The sequence below is a fragment of the Commensalibacter communis genome, assembly GCF_947179105.1.
Taxonomy (GTDB): domain Bacteria; phylum Pseudomonadota; class Alphaproteobacteria; order Acetobacterales; family Acetobacteraceae; genus Commensalibacter; species Commensalibacter communis.
Genome location: NZ_CAMXCK010000002.1, coordinates 219210 through 241041 on the forward strand (window position 1 = coordinate 219210; position 21832 = coordinate 241041).

The following is a 21832-nucleotide window of genomic DNA, read 5'->3' on the forward strand; positions in this document are numbered from 1 at the left end:
AAAATCATCAAGCCTCAATATTTTCAAATGATTTATATTCACAAATGTTATTTCAAAAAGAAGTATGTTTTATATTATATCATTGCAAATGGTATCGATTTAATGAATAAGTGATCATTATATATTTAAAAATAAATAAAGGTGAATTTTATGCCGTTTTTACGTTTTATTTGCTTATTCCCTCTTAAAATTCTCCTTCTTTTACAAAGGCTTATTTTATTTATTTTAAGACCGATTATTGGTCAAATTCATTTTTCATGGTCAGCGCCAAAATGGCTGGTTTCTTGCTGGCAATTTATTGGTCAAAGAAAGAAAAAAATTTCATATGGCGCACCCATATGTCTCGCATTGTTTGGGTGTTTTGCTTATGGGGTATATTGGTATAAAACTCGTCCAATTCCTCCAATCCCTAATCTGGTCAAGATCTATGCGATTGCCCCATCTCTTACAGATTATAAAAAATCACCACCAACTATTTATCCTTTAAGAGTTAATTTTTCAGGTTCCGCAGCGCCTTTGGACAAAGTTGGTAAAAATTTCCCAAACCTCTTTCCAATTTCTCCTGAAATAAAAGGGGTATGGCATTGGGTTAATGACCATTCTTTAACCTTTCAACCCCAAACGGATTGGAAAGCTGGGCAAACTTATCAGATTGATTTTGCCAAACCTCAAGAATTTAATCCAAATGTTATTGTTCGAAATGCCAGAGATATCAATAATAAAATTCCCACTGTTCCCTTTACAACCGTAGCATTTGACGCAACAGTTCAATCCAAAGCGTTTCAACAAGACGATCAAAATCCAATGATTAAAAAGGGTGTTTTCACCATCCATTTTAATATGCTTGTCGATCCGATCAGCTTTGAAAAAAACATTCATTTATCATTAAATTCATATGTTAAAATCGAAAGCTCATCTCTGTTTGGTGGTAATAAAAACAAAACTAGAAAAATCAGCAAGAATATTCCTTTTACTGTTGTTTATGATAAGCAAACCTTAACAGCGACCATCTCTTCTGAAACTCTTCCTATCCCAAATGACGACAGCCAGTTGGAATTAACAATTGATCCAGGAACAACATCACAATTGGGACATGGTACCCTTACGAGCAAAATCGTTACGTCGGTTAATGTTCCCAGTAAATATACTCTGCGTGTAGATGGTTTAAGCTCACATATTGTCACCGATGAAAAAAATAATTCGGATCAAATTTTAGAGGTAGAATTCAACTCTCCAGTCAATGATGAACAAGTTGCTCGAAATATCTCCGCGTGGATCTTACCGCCGTTAAAAGATGAAGATTCTGCGTGGAATCCAAAAACATTGACGCCTCAGACTATCAGCCATTTCACACCCCTTTCATTATCATTGATTCCTGCTGAAAATAGTGCCCAAGCTGTACAAAGTTTTAAATTTAAGACCGATCCTAATCAACAAATTTTGGTGAAAATCAATACAGGCATACAATCTACGGGGGGATATGTTCTCAGCACCCCATCAACGATGATCCTGAGTGCACCAGACTATCCAAGACGATTGAACTTTATGTCTGATGGGGCTTTGTTATCCCTGCATGGCAGCAATAAAGTTTCTATTGTTTCCCAAAATCTGACGGGCGTGCGGATGGTTATCGGACAACTTCGTCCAAATCAACTTCAACATTTGGTCAGTTTCCGCAATAATGAGGACAATTATAACCAAGTAAACTTTACCTATCCCTTTACAGAAGATCACATTATTAATCGTTATGAGCAAAAAGTCAGCTTTGGCAGCAAACCCTCTCATGACATTCGTTATGATGGCTTTGATCTTTCTTCTTATCTTCACAAAGGACTACATGGTGTCTTTATTCTGCATTTATCTGAATATGATAAACAAGCAGAATTAAAAGCAAAACGAGAAACTCTTAAACGAAACCGGCTTAATAACGAAAAAACATTTGCGCTGGGGTCTACGCCTACCGCTAACTCTGATGCAAATAATAACGATGACAGACCTGATGAAGATGAAGACCGTTCCTCTGTGAATGATAGTCGCCTGATTGTCATTACTGATTTAGGAATGATCGTCAAAAAATCTCTTGATGGTAGTCAAGACGTCTTTATCCAATCAATCAGTGATGGAAACCCTGTTGCGAATGCTGATGTTTCCGTAATGGGATTAAATGGAGAAAAACTAATCACAAAAACCACTGATGATTCTGGTATTGTGCATTTTCCTAATTTACAAGGCTATTCAAAAGATAAACGACCTATTCTTTACGTTGTCACCAAAGAAGATGATCTATCTTTTTTACCAATTGATGCGTCTAATAGACAACTTGACTTCTCTCGGTTCAATATCGGTGGGGATATTAACACTATTCACAAAAAAGAGATTTCTGCCTATTTATTTTCTGATCGCGGGATTTACCGAACAGGTGAAGATTTTCATATTGGTATGGTCATCAAAGCTGCTGACTGGAATAATTCTATAACGGGCTTACCATTAAAAATCGTTATTACAGATCCTACAGGGAAAAGTCATGAACGACCTGTAAGGGTTGACGCAGATGGGTTTAATGAGTTTACCGAAACCATTGGCGATAATGATCCCAATGGCACGTGGCAAATAAGCCTGCAAACCATAGATCCAAAAGACAAAGACTGGTCTCAAGAAATTGGGTCGACAACTATCAAGGTCAAAGATTTCCTGCCTGAACAAACCCGAGTTTCAGCTCAATTTTCAGAGAATAATGCCAAAGGATGGGTAAAACCTGAACAATTAAAAGCAATCATTGACGCACAAAATCTGTTTGGTACCCCTGCCAGCAACAGACGTGTAGAAGCCAGCATTAAAGTATCCCCATTTATTCCTCAATTCGAACAATGGAAAGACTATCAATTTAGCGTTGCTGATCGTTTAAAAGAGAGTTTCGAAGATACCCTACAAGAAGGAACCACAAACGATCAAGGCAAAGCTGTGTTTGATCTTAATCTGAAAAAATATGCCAATGCCAGCTATTCTTTGTCATTCCTAGGGCAAGTCTATGAACCAGATTCAGGGCGCAGCGTTGCGGCAACGGCTAAAACCATAGTTTCGCCAAATGACTATATGGTTGGATATCACTCTACGGACGATATCAACAATATCAAGATCAATAGCGCTGTTAAACCCATTCGTTTGATTGCCATTAATCAACAAGCAGACTTAATTCCATTATCTGATTTGAAACTTCGACTTATCGAAAAACGCTATGTATCTGTTCTGGTCAAGCAATCCTCTGGGCTTTATAAATATGAATCTAAACTCAGAGAAAAGACTTTAAGTGAAACACCATTCACAATTGCTAAGAATGGCAGTGATTATCCCATCAATACCAAAATCGCTGGTGACTATAAGCTTGTTATTATCGACAAAGATAATCACGAACTAAATACCATTAACTATTCTATTATTGGGGCTGGTAATTTATCCCGATCTTTGGAACGAAATGCCGAGCTTAATATTCATCTTGATAAAAAATCCTATAAGCCAGGCGAGCAAATTGAAATTGCTATTCGCGCCCCTTATACAGGCAGTGGATTAATCACGATTGAAAAAGATAAAGTCTATGCGCATACATGGTTCCATACGGATACCATCAGTTCTGTACAGCATATTACAGTACCAAAAGATCTAGATGGCAATGGATATATCAATGTCCAATTTATTCGTGATCCTGCTTCTGATGAAATCTTTATGAGTCCACTCAGCTATGGCGTTATGCCTTTCTCTGTTGATCTTGCACAACATCAAAATCCGTTGACCATAACGGCTCCTAAAATCACAAAGGATCGTAAAATAACGTTCAGCGTGACTTCAGAACGACCAACACGTGTGGTTTTATGGGCGGTTGATAAAGGCATTTTACAAGTTTCAAAATATCAACTCCCCAACCCCTTGGGTTATTTCTTCAGCAAGAAAATGCTTGATGTGCAAACCTTACAGATCCTAGACCAAATTCTTCCTGAATTTAGTCAATTACTAAGATCTGTTTCTGCTTCTGGTGGAGATGACGAATCTCCATTTGCACAACATGTTAATCCGTTTAAACGCAAACAAGATAAACCTGTGGTGTTCTGGTCAGGCATTGTTGACATTAATGGTACCAGAGAATTTACCTATGATGCCCCAGACTATTTCAACGGCACATTAAAAGTCATGGCATTATCTGTTTCTGATGGACAAATTGGCGTCACCAGCCAAGAAAGCATTGTCAGAGATGATTTTGTATTAAAACCCAATGCACCCACAACGTTAACCCCAGGCGATGAGAGTGAAGTCAGCGTTTTGGTTGCAAATAATTTAGAAAATCTAAATAATCAAAAAGTTCCTGTTACAGTTCGTTTGAAAACAACCCCTCAGTTTCAAGTTATTGGTGATAATAGCCAAACATTATCTTTGGGCGAAAAACAAACTGTAACGATTAGATTCCGTATCAAAGCTTTGAACCAAAATCTTGGGTCAGGGGACTTGCACTTTTCCATTAACTATAATCAATCTTTAACCAATGCTACCGCACATGTTTTATTACGACCTGCATCTACCTATCGCACTCAAGTCGATATGAACAGCGTCGGGGCTGGGCAAACCAAACTCTTTACAAATTTGCGTCATGTCTATCCTCATAATGCGTTGCATTATGCTTCGTTTTCTAATCTGCCAATGGTCATTATCCAAGGTTTAGGAACCTATCTGATTAATTATGAGCATAGTTGTTCTGAACAGTTAGTCAGCCGTGCTTTTGCATTGCTTACCATCCAGAATAATTCAGCTTTGAAAACTATTTTTGCTCAAACGGATCCAAAGCAAATCAGCGCATTGGACAGCTCGTTGGATCAGACGATTTCTGTATTGCAAGAACGGCAAAATAATGCAGGGGCTTTTGGTTTATGGAGGTCAACACCGAATGCCGATAATTTTGTAACCGCTTATGTTACATTCTTTTTACAAAACGCAGCAGATCAGGGCAAACAAGTTTCCAGCACTGCTTTAGACAAAGCATATGTCTATTTAAAAGATTATGCCATTAATGGGAATACCAGCACTTTATCAGAGATGCGTAATAAAGCGTTTGCCATTTATATATTAACCAAGCATGGCGTTATCATGACCAGCCCGATTGCTGGTCTGGTAAAAGATTTGAACAATCACTATAAAGATGAATGGAAACAAGATTCAACGGCTGCATGGTTAGCCTCTGCAATGAAGCTGATGAAGCAAGATGAAGCTGCACAACAAATGATGGCTGGCCCTTTAAAAAGGCTGCAACGCGATCCTAAACAATCCACTCTGGGTTGGGAGTTTGATGGCTATGACGGTGGCGATCTGGCACAGGATGCAACGACCCTTTATCTTTTGTCTCAACATTTCCAAGAAATCATACCAACACTCTCTAAAAATACTTTTACCAATATTTTGAACACTATTGAACAAGGTTATTACAATACGTTGTCTTCTTCCTTAACGGTGATGGCGTTTGAAGCTTATTCAGCCAATATGAAAGATAATACTCAAAACCTTTTGATCCAAGCTTTGCAAGACTCAACAGAGCAAGGGCAGAAAATACCTTCTGTCTTGAAAACCAGTCAAATCAAGAATGGGATACAAATTCTCAACTGGCAACAAGGACCAACGACTTCTTTATCTTTTGATAATAAAACCGGTAATAAAGCATGGTATAGCGTTATTCAAAGAGGTTTTGATCAAAACCCACCGAAAACAGCTATTCAACATCAAATGGAAATTATTCGTGACTATACGGATCAAAAAAACAATCCTGTATCCAGCGTTAAAATTGGTCAGGAGATCTTGGTTCATCTTAAATTTCGTTCAACGGATAATAAAACACATGCAAATATCGCCATTACGGATTTGCTTCCTGGTGGTTTTGATCTGATGACAGAAAATGAACCTGCGGAAAGTAACGGCTTTTACCCTGACTTTGTCAATAAGCAAGAAGATAAAGTGCTAATTTACACATCGGTAACCAAAGATATCCAGGAATATGTCTATCGGATCAAAGCAACCAATGCTGGGAAATATATCATCCCGCCTGCTTATGGTGAAGGAATGTATAACCCAACCATTCAAGCAAGATCGCTTTCAGGTGGATATCTTTCTGTTACCTCGCCTAAATGATCCGTCTATTGATACATTCTGTCATTCGTTTGATAAAAAAATGGCAAAATTGGATTTGTGCAGGCAGCTTAATAATCCTGGTGATTATTGGCTGTCGCCTATATCCCCATCCCCCTTTACAAGACATATTACCAGTGTCTCGGGTCGTGTATGACCAACAGGGCAAATTATTACGACTGACACTGGCCAAAGATGATCGTTATCGGTTATGGGTGCCGCTAGCCCAAATATCGCCCTCTTTAATCAATGCGGTTTTGCTGCATGAAGATCAATGGTTTTATCACCATTTTGGCACGAACCCCTATGGTATTGCCAGAGGTGCTGTCGTTACTTATCTTTTACATGGTCATCGGCAAGGTGGATCAACTATTACGATGCAGCTTGCACGGTTATTATATCACCTCAATACCAAAACTCCTTGGGGAAAAGCAAAACAGATTTACTATGCCACACAATTAGAACTCTTTTATTCAAAAGATGCAATTTTAGAAGCCTATTTAAACCTTGCCCCTTACGGTGGTAATGTCGAAGGGATACAAACCGCAAGCCTGATTTATTTTAATAAAAACGCATCTGAATTAACAATACCAGAGGCACTTTTATTAGCCATTATTCCTCAAGAACCTAATTTAAAAATAAAATGCAAACAGAAAGATAATTGTTTTATTACCAACCAACATTTATTGAACACGAGATCTAGCCTCTATGAAATATGGAAAGAAACATACTCAACAGATCAAAATCTTTCTGCTTTAATGCAACTACCTTTACCAATTCGACCCACCACAAAATTGCCTTTTGAAGCCCCGCACTTTGTAGAACAAATTTTACATACTTATCCTACACAACATCGGATAAATTCAACATTAGATTTGAATCTACAACATGTTTTAGAGCAGCAAATTTCTAATTTTATCAACGCAAATCATCAATTTGGCATTCGCAATAGTGCTGCTTTATTAGTTGATACGAATGATATGAGCGTCAAAGCTTTGGTTGGATCAGCCAATTATTTCAATCCTGCCATTTCTGGTCAAATCAATGGCACCAATATCAGAAGGTCGCCAGGATCATCATTAAAACCCTTTATTTATGGATTAGGGTTCGATCAAGGGTTTCTGCATCCTCAAACGATTTTATATGATATCCCGATGAGTTTTTCAGGATATATGCCTGAAAATTTCGATGGACATTTTAAGGGGCCCTTAACGGCAACAATTGCGTTAAATTTAAGCCGAAACATTCCCGCTGTTTGGGTTAATTCTAAATTAAAAAATCCTGATTTCTATCATTTTTTATCGTCCGCCAACATTAACCATCTTAAAAGCCAACAATATTATGGTTTATCCTTGGCACTGGGCGGTGAAGAAATCAGTATGCAACAAGAGGCAAATTTATATGCTTTGTTAAGCCGCCAAGGAAAATTACGCCCTTTACGATTTCTTTCGACTGACCCTACGAAAGATGGAAAGCCTTTATTAAGTGATGCAGCTCGTTTTATGGTTTTGGATATATTATCCCAAAATAAACGTCCAGATGAAACCACTTCTGCGATTATGTCGCCTTTTCCAATTGCATGGAAAACAGGAACCTCGTCAGGCTTTCGTGATGCTTGGACAGCAGGATTATTTAGCCATTATGTATTAATTGTTTGGGTTGGAAATTTTGATAATTCCAGCAACAGTAACGCAACAGGTATTAAAACAGCAGCCCCTTTATTTTTCAATATGATTGATGCATTAAGACCTGTGACAACAACGCACGATTTGACTGCTTGGAACCCACCAAAAGAATTAAAGAAAGTGCAAATCTGCCTTGCCAGTGGTGATTTACCCAATCGTTGGTGTCCACAAACAGGATATACATGGTTTATCCCAGGCGTATCCCCCATCAAAGTCAGCACGTTACACCAACCTGTTAAAATTGATACACTGACAGGAAAAATTGCATGCCCCCCTTATGAAGGGAAACAAGTCCATACAGAAATCTATGAATTTTGGCCTTCTGAAATTCAATCGCTTTTTAACAAAGCTGGATTATCTTATCGACATCCTCCTTCTGATCCAGCATGCAAGAAAGAATTTAAAAATACCCGTCCACCCCATATCAAGTCTCCTCATGCATATCAAACCTATATATTGCGCTCAAAATCAAAGGAAAATACTCAGAATTCAATTCTGTTAACCGCCAATGCCGATGGAAATGTTTCACGTTTATATTGGTTTGCAAATAATGTATTTATCGGACAAACAACACCCAATACACCGATCTTTTGGCAGCCAGAATTGGTTGGTAAGTATCATCTATCTGTTACTGACGATCAGGGGCAAAGTGAGAGTATTAATATTACAGTTGATTCGATTCAGTAGCGTTTATATAAAATATATTTTAATTGTATAAATCATTGAAAATGCTTATATAATTTTTAATTGAGACTGATTTAAGCTAGCTGCCAAACTTAAATAGAATAAGGCATTTCTTATTAGGCGTAATAAAAATAAATTACATTTAACAAAGTCTTTTTCTGAAATGCTCATCAATTGATTTAAAGATTCTGTTTCTGTATCTTTTGTAATAATTACCTCAGTATGTTCTAATTTGTTACGGATTTCTTGCAATCGTTTAAATTCTGGTAAAAGATCTTCTTGAGAGATTTCTTTACCGACAATATCATAAGATAAATGATATAACCCCTTCAAAAACCAATTTGTATCGTTAATTAATACAGTATTTATGCCATTTTTGAATTCAAGATTATTATACCAAACATTGTTAATGGAAATATGTTTATTCCTCTTTTTATCTTTTGTATCTAACTGCCAAAATGCAAAAATAAACTCGGCAATTTTATCAAAAATACCATAAGCTTTACTAAATGATGCTTTCATTAAAGCACTTTCTAAACCAGAAACAAATTGACTTTGATGGTCCTTTTCTGAACCATCATAACTTGTTAAAACAAATTCATTCGGGGTAAATAAATCACTATTTTCATTCCAAAAATGTTCTTTTCCTTGCAATTCGATTGATTGAAAAAGCAAATATCGAGATGCAATATATTCTTGTTTTAATAATAAAAACCAATGAAAAAATTCTGGAGTTTGTTCTTCTTGACGACAGAGATAAGGAGGTAATGATAAATAATCATATCCAGCAATATTATCTGTTGTTATTAAATTAATTGGATCAAGATATAAATGTTCTTTTAATGACCATTTTTGATAAGCAATTTCTTCGGTTGAACCTTTAAAAAAATCATCAGAATGAAATTTATAATTTTTAATAACTTCTTGAATTTTCATGGATTGAATATTAGGAAATATAACTTCATCATATTCCTTATGCATTATTTTAATATTATCATCACTTGTTGCCCAAACAGCATCCTTCTGAAAAGCAAGTTCAAAACTTTTCAAAGCCTCATTATATAAAAAGTAAACAGGGGTTAAGTCTGTTTCTATTTCAGGATTTGCAGATAACCAATTCGCAAACTTATATAGCAAATTTCCACGATTATATAAAGCAACTGAAAAATTCGGAATATTTGCAATAGCATAGTTATAAAATTCTATTGCTTCAATAAAACGATTAACATTAGAAGATGCATTTCCTATATTTGTTAAAATCATCACTTTGAAATTAATCGGTGCACTGTCAAAACTTTGATCCCAAACTGCCCGACGTAAATACATAAGGGGTTTCCAAGTTGTATCAATTTTAATAATAGGCGATTTTTCTTTTAAATTCGAAGAATGAAGCACATCTTCGGAAATTGTTAGATCATCATTTTTTTTCGTCAATATAGCTGCAATATTAGATTTACAATACCATAATGCAAAGGCTATTTCTGGAAACTCTTGAATATATTGATCACACAAAATATCCATTTCCTGCAATTTATGATGATCTTGAGCTAGGATATATTGATCAATTTTTTTTGAAAATTCACAATAAAACTGATTAATTTCATCTGTCTTTGTCATTTCGATAAACCTAATTGCATGAATTTAACATATGCAACTATAATATTAAAAGAAAGAAATGATTATAATTTTTAATGGAAAATATTTAAATTTTAAAATGTAATTTACTTGGTGGAGTCAAGGGGAATCGAACCCCTGGCCTTCTGAATGCCATCCAGACGCTCTCCCAACTGAGCTATGACCCCAACGACATCAACATATAAACAGTTCGACTTAAAAAATCAACTATTAATCGTTATTCTATTTTAAAATCTTATCTAAACCAAAGTCAAAATAAGATTTTAAACATTATTGATTATTCAGGCTGCATCGCAAAACCAACACCAAACCTGTTCCAAGCATTAATGACTGCAATAACTACGCTTAATTCTGCTAATTCTTGGTCATTAAAGTGCGCAGAAACTTGCTGATAAATTTCATCTGATGCTTCTTTTTCTGATAATAAGGTTAATGTTTCCGTCCATAATAATGCAGCACGTTCACGATCTGTAAATAAACGGCTTTCTTTCCATACACTAATCGCCATTAATCGATGAATATCTTCACCGGCTTTTAAAGCATCTTTGGTATGCATATTTAAACAAAACGCACAATGATTTAACTGTGACGCTCTTATCTTAACCAACTCTCTCAATAAAATAGGCAAAACAGATTCATGTGTTGCATTTTCAAGATCCATCATTGCTTTCATCATCTGAGGTGCGGCTTTGTAATAATTAATTCTTTTAATACTCATCTTTTCATTCTTTGATTTTAAGATTCAATCTGCCTTTTCATTTTAAATCATAAAATCGATTCTTACATTTTTATTCAAAAGTATAACTTGTTTTTACCTTGTGGTACACTGAGGTACATGGGGATTGTACGACCCTGTAATCATAGGAGTACCTAGTACTGGGGATTGTACTCTCTTTTTTAAATTCAGTGAGTTGTACACAGGGGTGGGGTGATAATATCTGGATAACTCTATTTTACCCAATAAAAACAATTGATTAAAAACTGTACACTCTGTGATAAAAATGGGGTACATTTTTTGAAAGCCGGGTACCACAGTACTAACAGGGAACAATAAACAAACACTATAAATTTAAATTTTCTTTTTATTTTAAAGGGAATGTAAAAATGGAAAAAGTTTTGATAAACTCTAAAAAGGGAAAAAACAAAACTACAAATTGAATGGAAAATTTCTTTAATGTTGTCGACAAGTAAAAAATTATTAACAGTTTTAAATGGTCAATCTGTATGGCCTCCACCGGTTTGGTTAATGCGACAAGCAGGAAGATATTTACCAGAATTTAGACTTTTAAGACAACAAGCAGATTTTTTAACTCGTTGTTTAACCCCCGATATTGCCGTAGAGATTACATTACAACCTATTCGACGTTTTGCTTTTGATGCAGCAATTTTATTTTCAGATATTTTAATTTTACCTTGGGCTTTAGGTCAAAATTTACAATTTATTGAAGGCAAAGGACCTGTTTTACCGCCTATTCAATCAGAACAAGATTTACAAAAACTAGACCCTCAACAAGCTATTGAGAAAACAGAACCTGTTCTTGAAGCTATTCGACAACTTAATAAAATTGTGAATAGTTCAGAGACAATTGGCACAGCAGCAGCACAATCTGTGACGTTAATAGGATTTACAGGATCACCTTTTACAGTAGCATGTTATATGGTTGAAGGGGGGAGCTCTAAAGATTTTTCAACTGTATTTAAAATAATGTATGAAAATCCGTCTTTATTTGGAAAAATTATTGATTTGCTTACGCAAACAACCGCTGATTATTTATGTAGACAAATTGAAGCTGGTGCTGAAGCTGTTAAATTGTTTGATAGTTGGGGCGGATTACTTCCTGTAACTTTATTTGATCAGTATGTTATACAACCCACGCGTCAAATTGTTGATATTGTTAAAAGTAAATATCCTCATATACCTATTATTGGCTTTCCAAGATTGGCAGGAACAAAATTACAATCTTATATTGATGGAACAGGTTTACAAACAATTGGTATTGATCAAACAGCAGATATTTCTTTGTTAAATAAAACGATTGACAGAAAAATAGGTTTCCAAGGTAATCTTGATCCGTTATGTTTGTTACATAATCCCAATATCATGAAACAAGAAATTCATAATTTATGTATTGAATTAAAAAACAGACCTCATATTCTTAATCTAGGACATGGTATTCTTCCAACTACTCCTTTGGATCATGTCTATGAATTGGTCAATACAGTTCGTAATTTAAAATAAAGGGATTAATAGTGAGAGAAAGTATAAAAAAAGCGATTTTACAAGCCCCTAAAGGTATTCATCCTAGTGGAAAATTAAAATTAGTTATATTTGATTGTGATGGGGTTTTGGTTGAAAGTGAACATGTTGTTGGTGAAGTCCTAGGTAAAGAAGCCAGAAAATATGGTTGGAATATCACAGGCCCTGAGGCCAGAGAGTTTTTTGGTGGTGTTCAATTAGTTGACATAGAAAAAAAAATTGAAAAACATGTAACAACGCCTTTACCTCTACATTGGCGGCAACATGCCCATAACCAAATTGTAGAAGCAATGTATAAAGATATTCATCCTATAGATGGCGTTGAAACCATTCTACAAACTTTGAAAAATTTTGATATTCCTTATCGAATTGGTTCTAACTCTTCGCAAGAAGAGATGGTTATTAAATTTAAAACATCTAAATTAACACATTGGTTCGAAGATCACCGTACTCATTCTGGTTGTGATGTGGAACGCCCTAAACCTTTTCCCGATTTATATTTATATGCTGCTGAACAAGAAGGGGTTAATCCAGAAGATTGTATTGTTGTTGAGGATTCCGATACAGGATTAAAGGCAGCTTATGATGCTGGGATGGTTTGTATTTTACTTAGAGACTTAAAGAAACCAGCCCCAGATTATCGTGGGTTAATTCGTGTTGAAACATTAAATGAAGCGTCTGAGTTCATTAAAGAAGTTGTTCAAAGTCAAAAGAAATAAAGGTTTATGATGTTTGCTGTAATTGCTCCTTATTATTTGTGGTTAAAAGCGTTTCATATTATTGCAATGATTGCATGGATGGCTGGGCAATTTTATCTGCCCAGATTATTTGTTTATCATTGTCAAGCCAAAGTTGGTTCAGAAGAAAGCGAACGATTCAAAACGATGGAGCATAAGTTACAGCGTGTCATTATTAATCCAGCAATGATATTTACGCTTCTTTTTGGTATTCTATTAGTATGTGTACCAGGAATAGTTGATTTTCATTCTATTTGGTGGCCTGTTAAATTTATTTCTGTATTGCTTTTACTGGGCTTTCACGGTGCTTGTTCACGTTGGCGTAAACAGTTTTTCAAAGATCAAAATAAGCATTCTGAGAAATTTTATCGCTATATGAACGAGATCCCAACAATTTTAATGATTATTATCGTGATTATGGTTGTCGTTAAACCTTTTTAAGGGGCTATAGTGAATTATTCGGTAACTTATAAAGATGTTGAAGCTGCGGCTGTTCGATTAAAAGATAAAGCAATTAAAACGCCTGTTTTTACATCAAGAACTGCAAATGAATTAACAAAAGCGCAATTTTATTTCAAATGTGAAAATTATCAGCATGTTGGAGCTTTCAAATTTAGAGGAGCTTTTAATGCAATTGCCTGTTTAACAGCAGAACAACGTCGGGCAGGGGTAATTACCTATTCTTCTGGTAATCATGCTCAAGCCATTGCCTACGCCAGTAAACTACATAACAGTAGAGCATTGATTATCATGCCTAAAGATGCGCCAGAAATCAAAATGGCAGCGACCAAAGGGTATGGTGCAGAGATCTATTTATATGATCGTTATACTGAAGATCGAGAAATCATCGCACAACAATTATCCAAAGAACAGGGATTAACATTAATACCACCTTACGATCATCCTGATGTTATTGCAGGACAAGGAACAACAGCTAAAGAATTGATAGAAGAAGTTGGTTCTTTGGATTATTTGTTTGTGCCTTTGGGTGGTGGTGGATTATTATCTGGGTCTCTATTGGCCGCTAAATATTTATTACCGAATATCAAAGTTTTTGGTGTTGAGCCAGAAGCAGGAAATGATGGACAACAATCTTTACGTAAAGGCGAGATTATTCACATCACAGCGCCAAAAACCATTGCCGATGGTGCTGCAACAACTCATTTAGGACAACATACTTTTCCCATTATTCAGAACTTAGTTGATGATATTCTGACTGTTTCAGATCAAGAATTAGTGTCAATGGTGCTATTTTTTGCTGAACGTATGAAAATGATTGTTGAACCTACTGGATGTTTAGCGGCTGCCGCAGCAATGAAGAAAAACGTCCCAATTGAAGGTAAAAAAATTGGAGTTATTCTTAGCGGTGGCAACGTAGACTTAAAACAGTTTGCCAAGTGGGTTGGTTAGTCTAACGTCTTAATAAAAAGAGTGTAAAAAGTATTTTACACTCTTAAAATATTCTATTTTTCAGAACATTCCATCCATTCATAGGATATTTTGGAGTTTTGCATAAAGCTTTGTGGAAGTTGAATATTTTCTTTTGAACAAAACCCTTTTTCTTTTAAAATATTAGTTAATATTTCATCTTTTTTACAAGCATCTTGCTTATTTTGATCTTTGTTCTTCTTGTCATTTTTTTCTTTACAAATATCATTGAAATAGCTTTGTTGACGGAAAACAGGATATAAATCAAAAGGAATAATATTTGGAATAGACATTGTTGCATACACGTCTATTTTTGAAGAGAATGGTGGAGGCAATGGAATATAATGATCTTTTGCAAAATTTTCCATTGTATCCAGTGCTTTAATCATACCATTTAAAGAAACATTAACGGTTTTATCATTATTCAAATAAAGAATAATATTTTTATTTTCTTTTAAACTATTAATGACTGTTAAGCTGGGCATAGGGTCTAAGGTCGTGCTATATGTATTGGTCTGATCTACTCTTTTTAATTCTGTTGTAAAATCACCGATATCGAATTCTATTGTGGCAGGAAAGTCTTTTTCTTTTGGATCCAAAGCAACATTAATAGAGAGCGAATATCCATAAGGTTTGATTTCTACTGTAATTGGTGATGATTGGGCTACAGTGTTCAAAGATACGGAATTATAATATTCTGATAAAAGCCAAGAGTCATATTTATCTTGTTTAATAAAAAGAGGATCGTTCTCTTTTGCTTGGGCAAAAGAAATACAGGACATTGTTATTATTGAAGCTAAATATAACGCATATTTATTCATGAATAGTCTCCTTGATACCATTACTTCTTGTTTATCGTGGAAAAAATTAAAAAGACAAGAGATTTTATAACGAATGATTGAAATAATTATTTTATTTAAGGACTATGTTTGATGGTAAGACAATTTTTTTGATATCAAAATGTTTATAATTATGAATAGTGTAATAAATGAAAAAATTCAATTAATTTTAATTGTTTCATCATTACTGTTGGGTGTATTGAATGCTAAGGCAGAATCTGACGAAGTATATTTTGAAAGAAAGCTACCTGCATCAGATCAAATAAAGATTCTTACTATTAATCCTGTTCGGATGGATCCAAAAGATTTTTCTGATAAAGGTGAGGAAAAAGCATGTAAAAAATGGAAAATAACTAAAGCACAAATTATTCGCTTTTTTAGGTTAAGTATTAATTATTCAATGAGCTCTTATCATCATTATTCTCAGACCCAGTGTGATATTACTGGAAAATTAATATATAATGGAGAAAATTGGGATTTTTATATTAATGGTGGCGCAACAGCTACTTGGTATAGAGGTAAGGAACAAAAATATTTTGGTTGTGAAGACAAACGTTGTGAGCGTTTGTTTATTACCTCTTATGGGTCTATGAATTAATTATAAAAAAACCTCCAGTAAAGGAGGCTTTTTTTATTAATTTCTAACAGTTTTTACCATTTTAGGCTGATCGACTTTAATGAAATAGGTTAAAATCGCAGCAAAGACATATAGGCCTGCATATGTCCATAAAACACCAGAAATACCCCAAATTCCAATTACTGCACCAGCAATAATGGCAGCAACGCTTTGGCTAAGAGAAGCAGAAAGGTTATAAATCGATATAGCCGCCCCTTGGTGATTTGGTTCAAGCGCTGTAAAGACTGCGGTCATTGGTACAAAGGCAGCAACAGTAATTCCCAACATAACTGCGGGGATCATGGCAGCATAATAATTATGACCAAAATAAAGGGGGACGTAATAGAATGCTAGGCAGGAAAATACACCGCAAACACATCCAATCCAGCGCACTTGTCTTAACCAACCAATATGATCGCCCATAATTCCCCACAATACATTGGTAAAAATTGTAATGGTTAAGAATAGCGCCCAAATTTGTTGCCATTCTTCGTTTTTAAACCCTAGTCCAGCAAGATTATGTTTTGGGTCTCCTTCTAAGAACCAAGGCATAATGATTGCTACACCAAACAAAGGAATAGTATTAATGATACGGATTAAGGCAGACATAAAAATATATTTATTGGTAAATAAAATTGTTATGGCACGCGTAAGCTCATGAATTTTTTCAGAACTAGATAAATTGGCTTTTTCTTCAGAAATTTTAACTTTTCTAAGCGCAAATAAAGCAAGTAATCCACCAACTGCGACCCAAATTAATGCTAACCACAAAGTACCATGTTCGCCAATTTTGGAATTAGTATATCCAGGTAATAGTCCGCCAATAGTGCCTAAGCCCACAGAGTAAGCAGCCCAAAACCATCCCATTGCAGTAGAAATTTTATTTTGAGGCAGGTTATGAATTAGCAAAATAATGAAGGAGTAGATAAAGAGAGGATACCCAAACCCACGTAGTCCGTAAAAAATAACCATTAATGGATAATTATGCATGCCTATTCCCAAAGTCATGAATAACACATGGAAAACAACCCAAATGGCAAAGCCTGCTAACATTGCTTTTTGTGGCGTGATGACTTCTGCAATTACCCCAGAGCTCCACGCAGCGATCGCAGCAACAAAGGCGTAAACAGTAAAGACAAAGGTTGCTTGTTCTTGGGAAAAGCCCATATTGGTAATATATTTGGATAAGAAAGCCATTTCAAAGCCATCGCCAGCCATGAAAATAGCGATAGCAATATAACCCCAAATTAAGGGTAAAGGCATAAAGCCGAATAAGAGTTTTTGAGAATTCATAAGATGCTCTTACAAGTTACAAATGTTGATAATATACGATCAAAAGACCCAAAAAAAAGGCAACACAAGCTTTAGTGTTGCCTTTCGAGCATTATGAAAGCTTACTTTTTAAAGTTGTTTTTCCAATTTCTGATTTCTTCAATTGTTTTACGCATCAAAGAAACAAATTCGGCTTTTCCAGCAAGGCTGCCAAATAATGCTTTGTCACTGGTAAATTGAGCAATTGGATCTGCGCCATCAAGCATTGCATGCATTGCTTTTGCATCCAAAATGCCATCTTGATATTCGTATGGGATGGTTCCTTTATGCCATTCTTCTAGGAACACATAGAATAAAGCAGGAAGTACCGCGGTTGCTTTTGGTTCAACACCACGTTCATAACATTCAACCAGGGTTGGGGTAATGAAGCCTGGAAGTTTGGATAATCCATCTGCTGCAACACGTTGGTTAGTATCTTGAATATTAGGGTTGCTGAAGCGATCTAAAACAACATCTCTATAGTCTTCTAGATCCAATGGGCATGGGGTTAAACAAGGAATAACATCTTCAGTGACATAATTCCATGCCAGCTGCTTAATTTCAGGGGTTTGGGTGCCTTCGTGAATATAAGATAAGCCAACCAATGAACCTGCCCAAGCAATACAGCTGTGGCTGGCATTTAAAATACGAATTTTAGCTTCTTCATAAGGTTGAACATCTTCGACCATTTCTGCACCAACTTTTTCAAGAGCAGGGCGACCATCGATAAAATTGTCTTCAATAACCCATTGGATGAATGCTTCGCCCATCACTGGGGCTTTGTCATCAACGCCTGTTTCTTTTTTAACGCGCGGGGCTAAATCTGCAGCAGGACGAGGAACAATGCGATCCACCATATCATTAGGAGAAGTTGTGTTTTTCTTTACCCATTCCGCCAACTCTTGATCTTTACAAAGTTCGAGGAATTGAAGGAACCCGTGACGGAAACGATCCCCGTTATGACGTAAATTGTCACAGCTTAATAAGGTAACAGGATTACCATTTTGTTTAATACGTTCTTTTAAAATTGCACGTAATGCACCATAAATCGTGCAGATTTTTCCTTTTAATTCGTTTTGAATATCGGGGCTATTTGGATCTAAATTGTGGCTGGTATCAAGATAATACCCCCCTTCGGTTACTGTAAATCCGATAATCTTTGTTTCTGTTTTTGCCCCTTGTTCAATAAGATTGGTCATTTTTTCATCCCAATGCAGAACTTTGGCAATCGAAGTGATTTTTTCGTAACTACGAACACCTTGAGGGGTAACGGTTTCTAAAATATACTCATTATCTTGTTGAGCAAGAGCAGTTAACAGAGGCACAACGTCATCACGAATGCCACCAATGGCAATTTTCCATTGATCAGCAGTAACTTCTTTTAATAAACGGTGTAAATACCAAGCTTGATGAGCGCGATGAAATGATCCAGCACCAATGTGCATCCATATATTTGTCATGTTATAAACTCTTTAGTAAAATAAAAACCAATAGCTTACTATATGACATTTTCGTGATATCAAGTAACTTTTTTTATTTAATCACAATTTTGTGACTGATCGAAAAAATAACCTGATTACATTATAATCAGGTTATATAAAATACGGAATTGTAAGGCTAATCTTAAAAGACTATTTTTTATTGGTAAGATGTGTTTTCACTTTGCTTACAAAGTTGTCTTGTGGTGTTTTTTCGCACTCTTGAACTAAAACAGGAACAACTTGTGCAATTCCTTGTACATCTAATGTCGGATCAACAATTTTATCTTTTTTGGTTACACCTTCGGCAAAGGCAACTGCAGTTGGTCTAAAACTTTCATCGAGCATCAAGAAGTCTTTACACGTTAATTGCCCAACAGGCTTAACTTGTTTTATTTGTGATGGTTGTTGCTTGTCTGCTGCGTGAGCAGCTGCTATTGTGGAAATAGAGAAAGCGCATGTTGCTAAAAGCATTAATGATTTTTTCATGATATTATCCTAATTTAAAAAATTATGGTAATTAGAGGGCGGAATTTACTTATACCTTAGTCTGAATTAATAATGGTAATCATTTCTGAAAATAAAAGATGAATAAAAATAATTTTTACTTTATTTTATTAATTAATTATTAATATTTAGTTAATTTTTTATTTAAAAACTAATAAGACTATCTTTTAAGTATTTATAAAATGACTTTATATTTTTTATAATATTCAAATAGCAAATATTAAATTAGGTGTACAGATATGATGAAACTTCGATTTTGGATTTATCTAGGAGTAGGTTTATTTATGTTAACAGCATGTCAACATCCAGAAGAAAAAACAAAAGATCAAATAATAGGTATGCCTAATCCTGCTTCAGTATATTGTATAAAATTAAACGGAAAATTGAGGTCTGTTTCCACCCCACAAGGGGAGTATGCGATTTGTGCATTACCGAGTGGGGAACAAATCGAGGAATGGGCATTATTTCGTAGAGATCATGCGTCTCAATAAAAGTAATCGCTTGGATCGATTTTGATTGTCAAACATCATTTTAGTGCTGCTCGCCTATTTTATTTATAGTATTAAAATTAAGTACTGACGGTAAAACCGCACATCATTCCTGTGTCTTCATGTTCTAATAAATGGCAGTGTGCCATATAAGCTCTTTTTTGAATGGCTAAATGATCAAAACGAACTAAGACTTCGCTGATTTTTCCCTCGACATGCACAATATCTTTCCATCCAGCTCTATGAGGAGCGGGCGGTGCATCATTCTCTGATAAGATACGGAATTGTGTTCCATGAATATGGAATGGATGCACCATCATGTCGCCTTTACCAGAAATAATCCATTTTTCATATTGTCCCTGCTTTACATTAAATAATGGGCGATTCATGTCATAAGCTTTGCCGTTAATCATATTTCCATTATGAAAGTCGAAAGGATGGTCAGCATGATGAGCCATATGATCCATTTTCATATCATGCCCATGATGCATACTCATGTTTGACATTGAGTGTTGAGGGTATTGATCTTGAAATACTTGCATTCCCATTTGATCTAATTGAGGATTCATCGAAAGATGTAGCTTGCGTTGATAGAGATCAGAAAGTTTAGGCAGAGCGGGTACATCGACCAAATGATCTGGAAGTGATGCTTGATTTGTTTCTGATGATGGTCGAAGGGTTAAAACAGAGACGTTTTTATTAAACGGGGGCAGATTCATTCCCATTTGTGAAACGGGCTGTGTAATAATATCAAATGGTTTCCCATCAGAAGTATTGACCATGACTTCAAATCGTTCACCCATCCAAATGGGTAGCTCAGTTACCTTAACAGGCTCTTGTAAGAAACCACCATCACTGGCAATCACATAAAAAGGTCTGCCGTCACTAGTCGCAAGGTTCAGGGTGCGTGCATTACATCCATTCAGAAAACGTAATCTGACCCACCCTCGTGGAACAATTTGACAAGGATAGCTTGCACCATTAGTCAGCATATGATTACCAAACCATCCAAGCGCAGCACTCATAATGTCTAGTTTATATTCAAATTGCCCCAAAGCATTAAACTGTCGATCTTGTAAAATAACAGGAATATCGTCTTTTCCCCATTGCTCAGGGATGGGTAACTTTTTACTTTGCTTATCTTGAATAAGCACCAATCCAGCCAATCCCATCGTAACTTGTTTTCCTGTCTGTCCATGGGTATGAGGGTGAACCCAGCAAGTAGATGCAGGTTGTTGAAGCGTAAGTTCAACGGTTTGGCTTGTTTTAGGTGGGATCAGATCTTGTGGGCCACCGTCAGAAGCACCTGGGATAATTAATCCATGCCAATGTAACGTCGTCGGATCTGGGAGTTGATTATGAATGGCTATTGAGGTTTTTTTACCAACATCTAACACCAGAGCAGGGCCAAGAAAGGCTTGATTCATTCCCCAAGTTTTGGTTTGTTTGCCATGAATAAAATGAGTATTTCCTTCTTGCAAAGTTAGATTGATATTTCCTTGAGTATCTGGATATAAAAGTGGTGGGATTGGTAATGGTGTTCTTTCCTGTGTTGCTAGAGCAGCTTGATAAGGAAATATCCCTGCTCCTGCCATACCAAAGAGAGATGTTAGTTTTAAAAAGTCACGACGTTGCATAGTTTAAATCTTTTTCTTAAGCATATGGATTGTGGTTCTCAAAGTTTATTTGCTCAATCATTCACTATGTTTATGGCGAATATGAGATTGAATTGTTAATCATCTTTTTAGTTTTAGAAGATCAACCGCATATCGTAGTCATTGAAATTGCTTTGTCAGTTGATCGTAATCTAAAATAGGTTTTTTTAAAGCTTTTACGTAGAGTAATAGATCTGCTTTTAGTTCTTTTAAAGAGTCACCTCTGGGTGAAACAATATTATGACTGAAACCTTGTATGCTTCCATCTTCATTGTAATAGACCTCATAGATACCTAATCCATTAATAGAGCTTTTCATAACACGATAATTCCAATGATTGTTTTTCATATTAC

The 21832-nt window shown here is 35.6% G+C and carries 16 protein-coding genes and 1 tRNA gene; 8 read left to right on the top strand and 9 right to left on the bottom strand.

Translation table 11 applies throughout. The annotated features are described in order from the left end of the window. Positions 1 to 150: 150 nt before the first annotated feature. Positions 151 to 6162 carry an alpha-2-macroglobulin gene (locus PQG52_RS05680; protein ID WP_271828408.1) on the top strand — a complete coding sequence of 2004 codons (6012 nt, stop codon included), beginning with the start codon at positions 151 to 153 and terminating at the stop codon, positions 6160 to 6162. Between the two features lie 8 nt (positions 6163 to 6170). Then, complete coding sequence (pbpC, locus tag PQG52_RS05685; protein ID WP_271828410.1) at positions 6171 to 8531, top strand: penicillin-binding protein 1C; 2361 nt, start codon at positions 6171 to 6173, stop codon at positions 8529 to 8531. Positions 8532 to 8576: 45 nt separating this feature from the next. Here the strand turns inward: pbpC and PQG52_RS05690 are convergent, their stop codons facing one another. The 3 genes from PQG52_RS05690 to PQG52_RS05700 form a co-directional block, all read right to left on the bottom strand. Beyond that, entirely contained in the window at positions 8577 to 10145 is a 1569-nt protein-coding gene (locus tag PQG52_RS05690) for an LA2681 family HEPN domain-containing protein (protein ID WP_271828411.1), read from the bottom strand. A gap of 109 nt (positions 10146 to 10254) precedes the next feature. After that, positions 10255 to 10330 (bottom strand) — tRNA-Ala (locus PQG52_RS05695). Positions 10331 to 10440: 110 nt separating this feature from the next. After that, positions 10441 to 10881 (bottom strand): carboxymuconolactone decarboxylase family protein, encoded by a 441-nt coding sequence (locus PQG52_RS05700; protein WP_271828412.1) that lies wholly within the window; start codon positions 10879 to 10881, stop codon positions 10441 to 10443. A 456-nt stretch (positions 10882 to 11337) separates the two neighbouring features. Here PQG52_RS05700 and hemE point away from each other — a divergent pair, with 456 nt between their 5' ends. Genes hemE through PQG52_RS05720 form a run of 4 tightly spaced genes read left to right on the top strand, consistent with a single transcriptional unit; the run spans position 11338 to position 14567 of the window. Further along, complete coding sequence (hemE, locus tag PQG52_RS05705; RefSeq protein ID WP_271828413.1) at positions 11338 to 12402, top strand: uroporphyrinogen decarboxylase; 1065 nt, start codon at positions 11338 to 11340, stop codon at positions 12400 to 12402. An 11-nt stretch (positions 12403 to 12413) separates the two neighbouring features. Continuing rightward, a complete protein-coding gene (locus PQG52_RS05710; RefSeq protein WP_271828414.1) occupies positions 12414 to 13139 on the top strand; it encodes an HAD family hydrolase in 726 nt (241 codons plus the stop codon). 6 nt (positions 13140 to 13145) lie between these two features. Then, on the top strand, positions 13146 to 13598 hold the full coding sequence (gene hemJ / locus PQG52_RS05715) for a protoporphyrinogen oxidase HemJ (RefSeq protein WP_271828415.1): 453 nt from the start codon (positions 13146 to 13148) through the stop codon (positions 13596 to 13598). A gap of 9 nt (positions 13599 to 13607) precedes the next feature. Next, positions 13608 to 14567, top strand: coding sequence for a threo-3-hydroxy-L-aspartate ammonia-lyase (locus PQG52_RS05720; protein ID WP_271828416.1), 960 nt, complete (start codon positions 13608 to 13610; stop codon positions 14565 to 14567). A 53-nt stretch (positions 14568 to 14620) separates the two neighbouring features. Here the strand turns inward: PQG52_RS05720 and PQG52_RS05725 are convergent, their stop codons facing one another. Next, entirely contained in the window at positions 14621 to 15406 is a 786-nt protein-coding gene (locus PQG52_RS05725; protein WP_271828417.1) for a hypothetical protein, read from the bottom strand. A 151-nt stretch (positions 15407 to 15557) separates the two neighbouring features. Here PQG52_RS05725 and PQG52_RS05730 point away from each other — a divergent pair, with 151 nt between their 5' ends. Then, entirely contained in the window at positions 15558 to 16022 is a 465-nt protein-coding gene (locus PQG52_RS05730) for a hypothetical protein (RefSeq protein ID WP_271828418.1), read from the top strand. Positions 16023 to 16058: 36 nt separating this feature from the next. On the opposite strand, the gene PQG52_RS05735 is transcribed toward PQG52_RS05730, so the two are convergent. The 3 genes from PQG52_RS05735 to hdeA form a co-directional block, all read right to left on the bottom strand. Continuing rightward, a complete protein-coding gene (locus tag PQG52_RS05735) occupies positions 16059 to 17333 on the bottom strand; it encodes an MFS transporter (RefSeq protein WP_271828419.1) in 1275 nt (424 codons plus the stop codon). 101 nt (positions 17334 to 17434) lie between these two features. Continuing rightward, positions 17435 to 18811 carry a D-arabinitol 4-dehydrogenase gene (gene dalD / locus PQG52_RS05740; protein WP_271828420.1) on the bottom strand — a complete coding sequence of 459 codons (1377 nt, stop codon included), beginning with the start codon at positions 18809 to 18811 and terminating at the stop codon, positions 17435 to 17437. A gap of 171 nt (positions 18812 to 18982) precedes the next feature. Continuing rightward, on the bottom strand, positions 18983 to 19318 hold the full coding sequence (hdeA, locus tag PQG52_RS05745; protein WP_271828422.1) for an acid-activated periplasmic chaperone HdeA: 336 nt from the start codon (positions 19316 to 19318) through the stop codon (positions 18983 to 18985). Between the two features lie 257 nt (positions 19319 to 19575). Here hdeA and PQG52_RS05750 point away from each other — a divergent pair, with 257 nt between their 5' ends. Next, complete coding sequence (locus tag PQG52_RS05750; RefSeq protein WP_271828424.1) at positions 19576 to 19827, top strand: putative hemolysin; 252 nt, start codon at positions 19576 to 19578, stop codon at positions 19825 to 19827. Positions 19828 to 19904: 77 nt separating this feature from the next. On the opposite strand, the gene cueO is transcribed toward PQG52_RS05750, so the two are convergent. Both cueO and PQG52_RS05760 read right to left on the bottom strand, forming a co-directional pair. Continuing rightward, positions 19905 to 21461, bottom strand: a complete 1557-nt coding sequence (cueO, locus tag PQG52_RS05755) for a multicopper oxidase CueO (protein WP_271828426.1) — start codon at positions 21459 to 21461, stop codon at positions 19905 to 19907. A 138-nt stretch (positions 21462 to 21599) separates the two neighbouring features. Next, a complete protein-coding gene (locus tag PQG52_RS05760; protein ID WP_271828427.1) occupies positions 21600 to 21827 on the bottom strand; it encodes a hypothetical protein in 228 nt (75 codons plus the stop codon). Between the last annotated feature and the right edge of the window lie 5 nt (positions 21828 to 21832).

What these genes read in the sequence shown, in the direction of transcription:
- PQG52_RS05680 (WP_271828408.1), top strand. Translation starts at nt 151, where the DNA reads ATGCCGTTTTTACGTTTTATTTGCTTATTCCCTCTTAAAATTCTCCTT.
- PQG52_RS05690 (WP_271828411.1), bottom strand. Translation starts at nt 10,145, where the DNA reads ATGACAAAGACAGATGAAATTAATCAGTTTTATTGTGAATTTTCAAAA.
- PQG52_RS05700 (WP_271828412.1), bottom strand. Translation starts at nt 10,881, where the DNA reads ATGAGTATTAAAAGAATTAATTATTACAAAGCCGCACCTCAGATGATG.
- hemE (WP_271828413.1), top strand. Translation starts at nt 11,338, where the DNA reads ATGTTGTCGACAAGTAAAAAATTATTAACAGTTTTAAATGGTCAATCT.
- hemJ (WP_271828415.1), top strand. Translation starts at nt 13,146, where the DNA reads ATGATGTTTGCTGTAATTGCTCCTTATTATTTGTGGTTAAAAGCGTTT.
- PQG52_RS05725 (WP_271828417.1), bottom strand. Translation starts at nt 15,406, where the DNA reads ATGAATAAATATGCGTTATATTTAGCTTCAATAATAACAATGTCCTGT.
- PQG52_RS05730 (WP_271828418.1), top strand. Translation starts at nt 15,558, where the DNA reads ATGAATAGTGTAATAAATGAAAAAATTCAATTAATTTTAATTGTTTCA.
- PQG52_RS05735 (WP_271828419.1), bottom strand. Translation starts at nt 17,333, where the DNA reads ATGAATTCTCAAAAACTCTTATTCGGCTTTATGCCTTTACCCTTAATT.
- dalD (WP_271828420.1), bottom strand. Translation starts at nt 18,811, where the DNA reads ATGACAAATATATGGATGCACATTGGTGCTGGATCATTTCATCGCGCT.
- hdeA (WP_271828422.1), bottom strand. Translation starts at nt 19,318, where the DNA reads ATGAAAAAATCATTAATGCTTTTAGCAACATGCGCTTTCTCTATTTCC.
- PQG52_RS05750 (WP_271828424.1), top strand. Translation starts at nt 19,576, where the DNA reads ATGATGAAACTTCGATTTTGGATTTATCTAGGAGTAGGTTTATTTATG.
- cueO (WP_271828426.1), bottom strand. Translation starts at nt 21,461, where the DNA reads ATGCAACGTCGTGACTTTTTAAAACTAACATCTCTCTTTGGTATGGCA.
- PQG52_RS05760 (WP_271828427.1), bottom strand. Translation starts at nt 21,827, where the DNA reads ATGAAAAACAATCATTGGAATTATCGTGTTATGAAAAGCTCTATTAAT.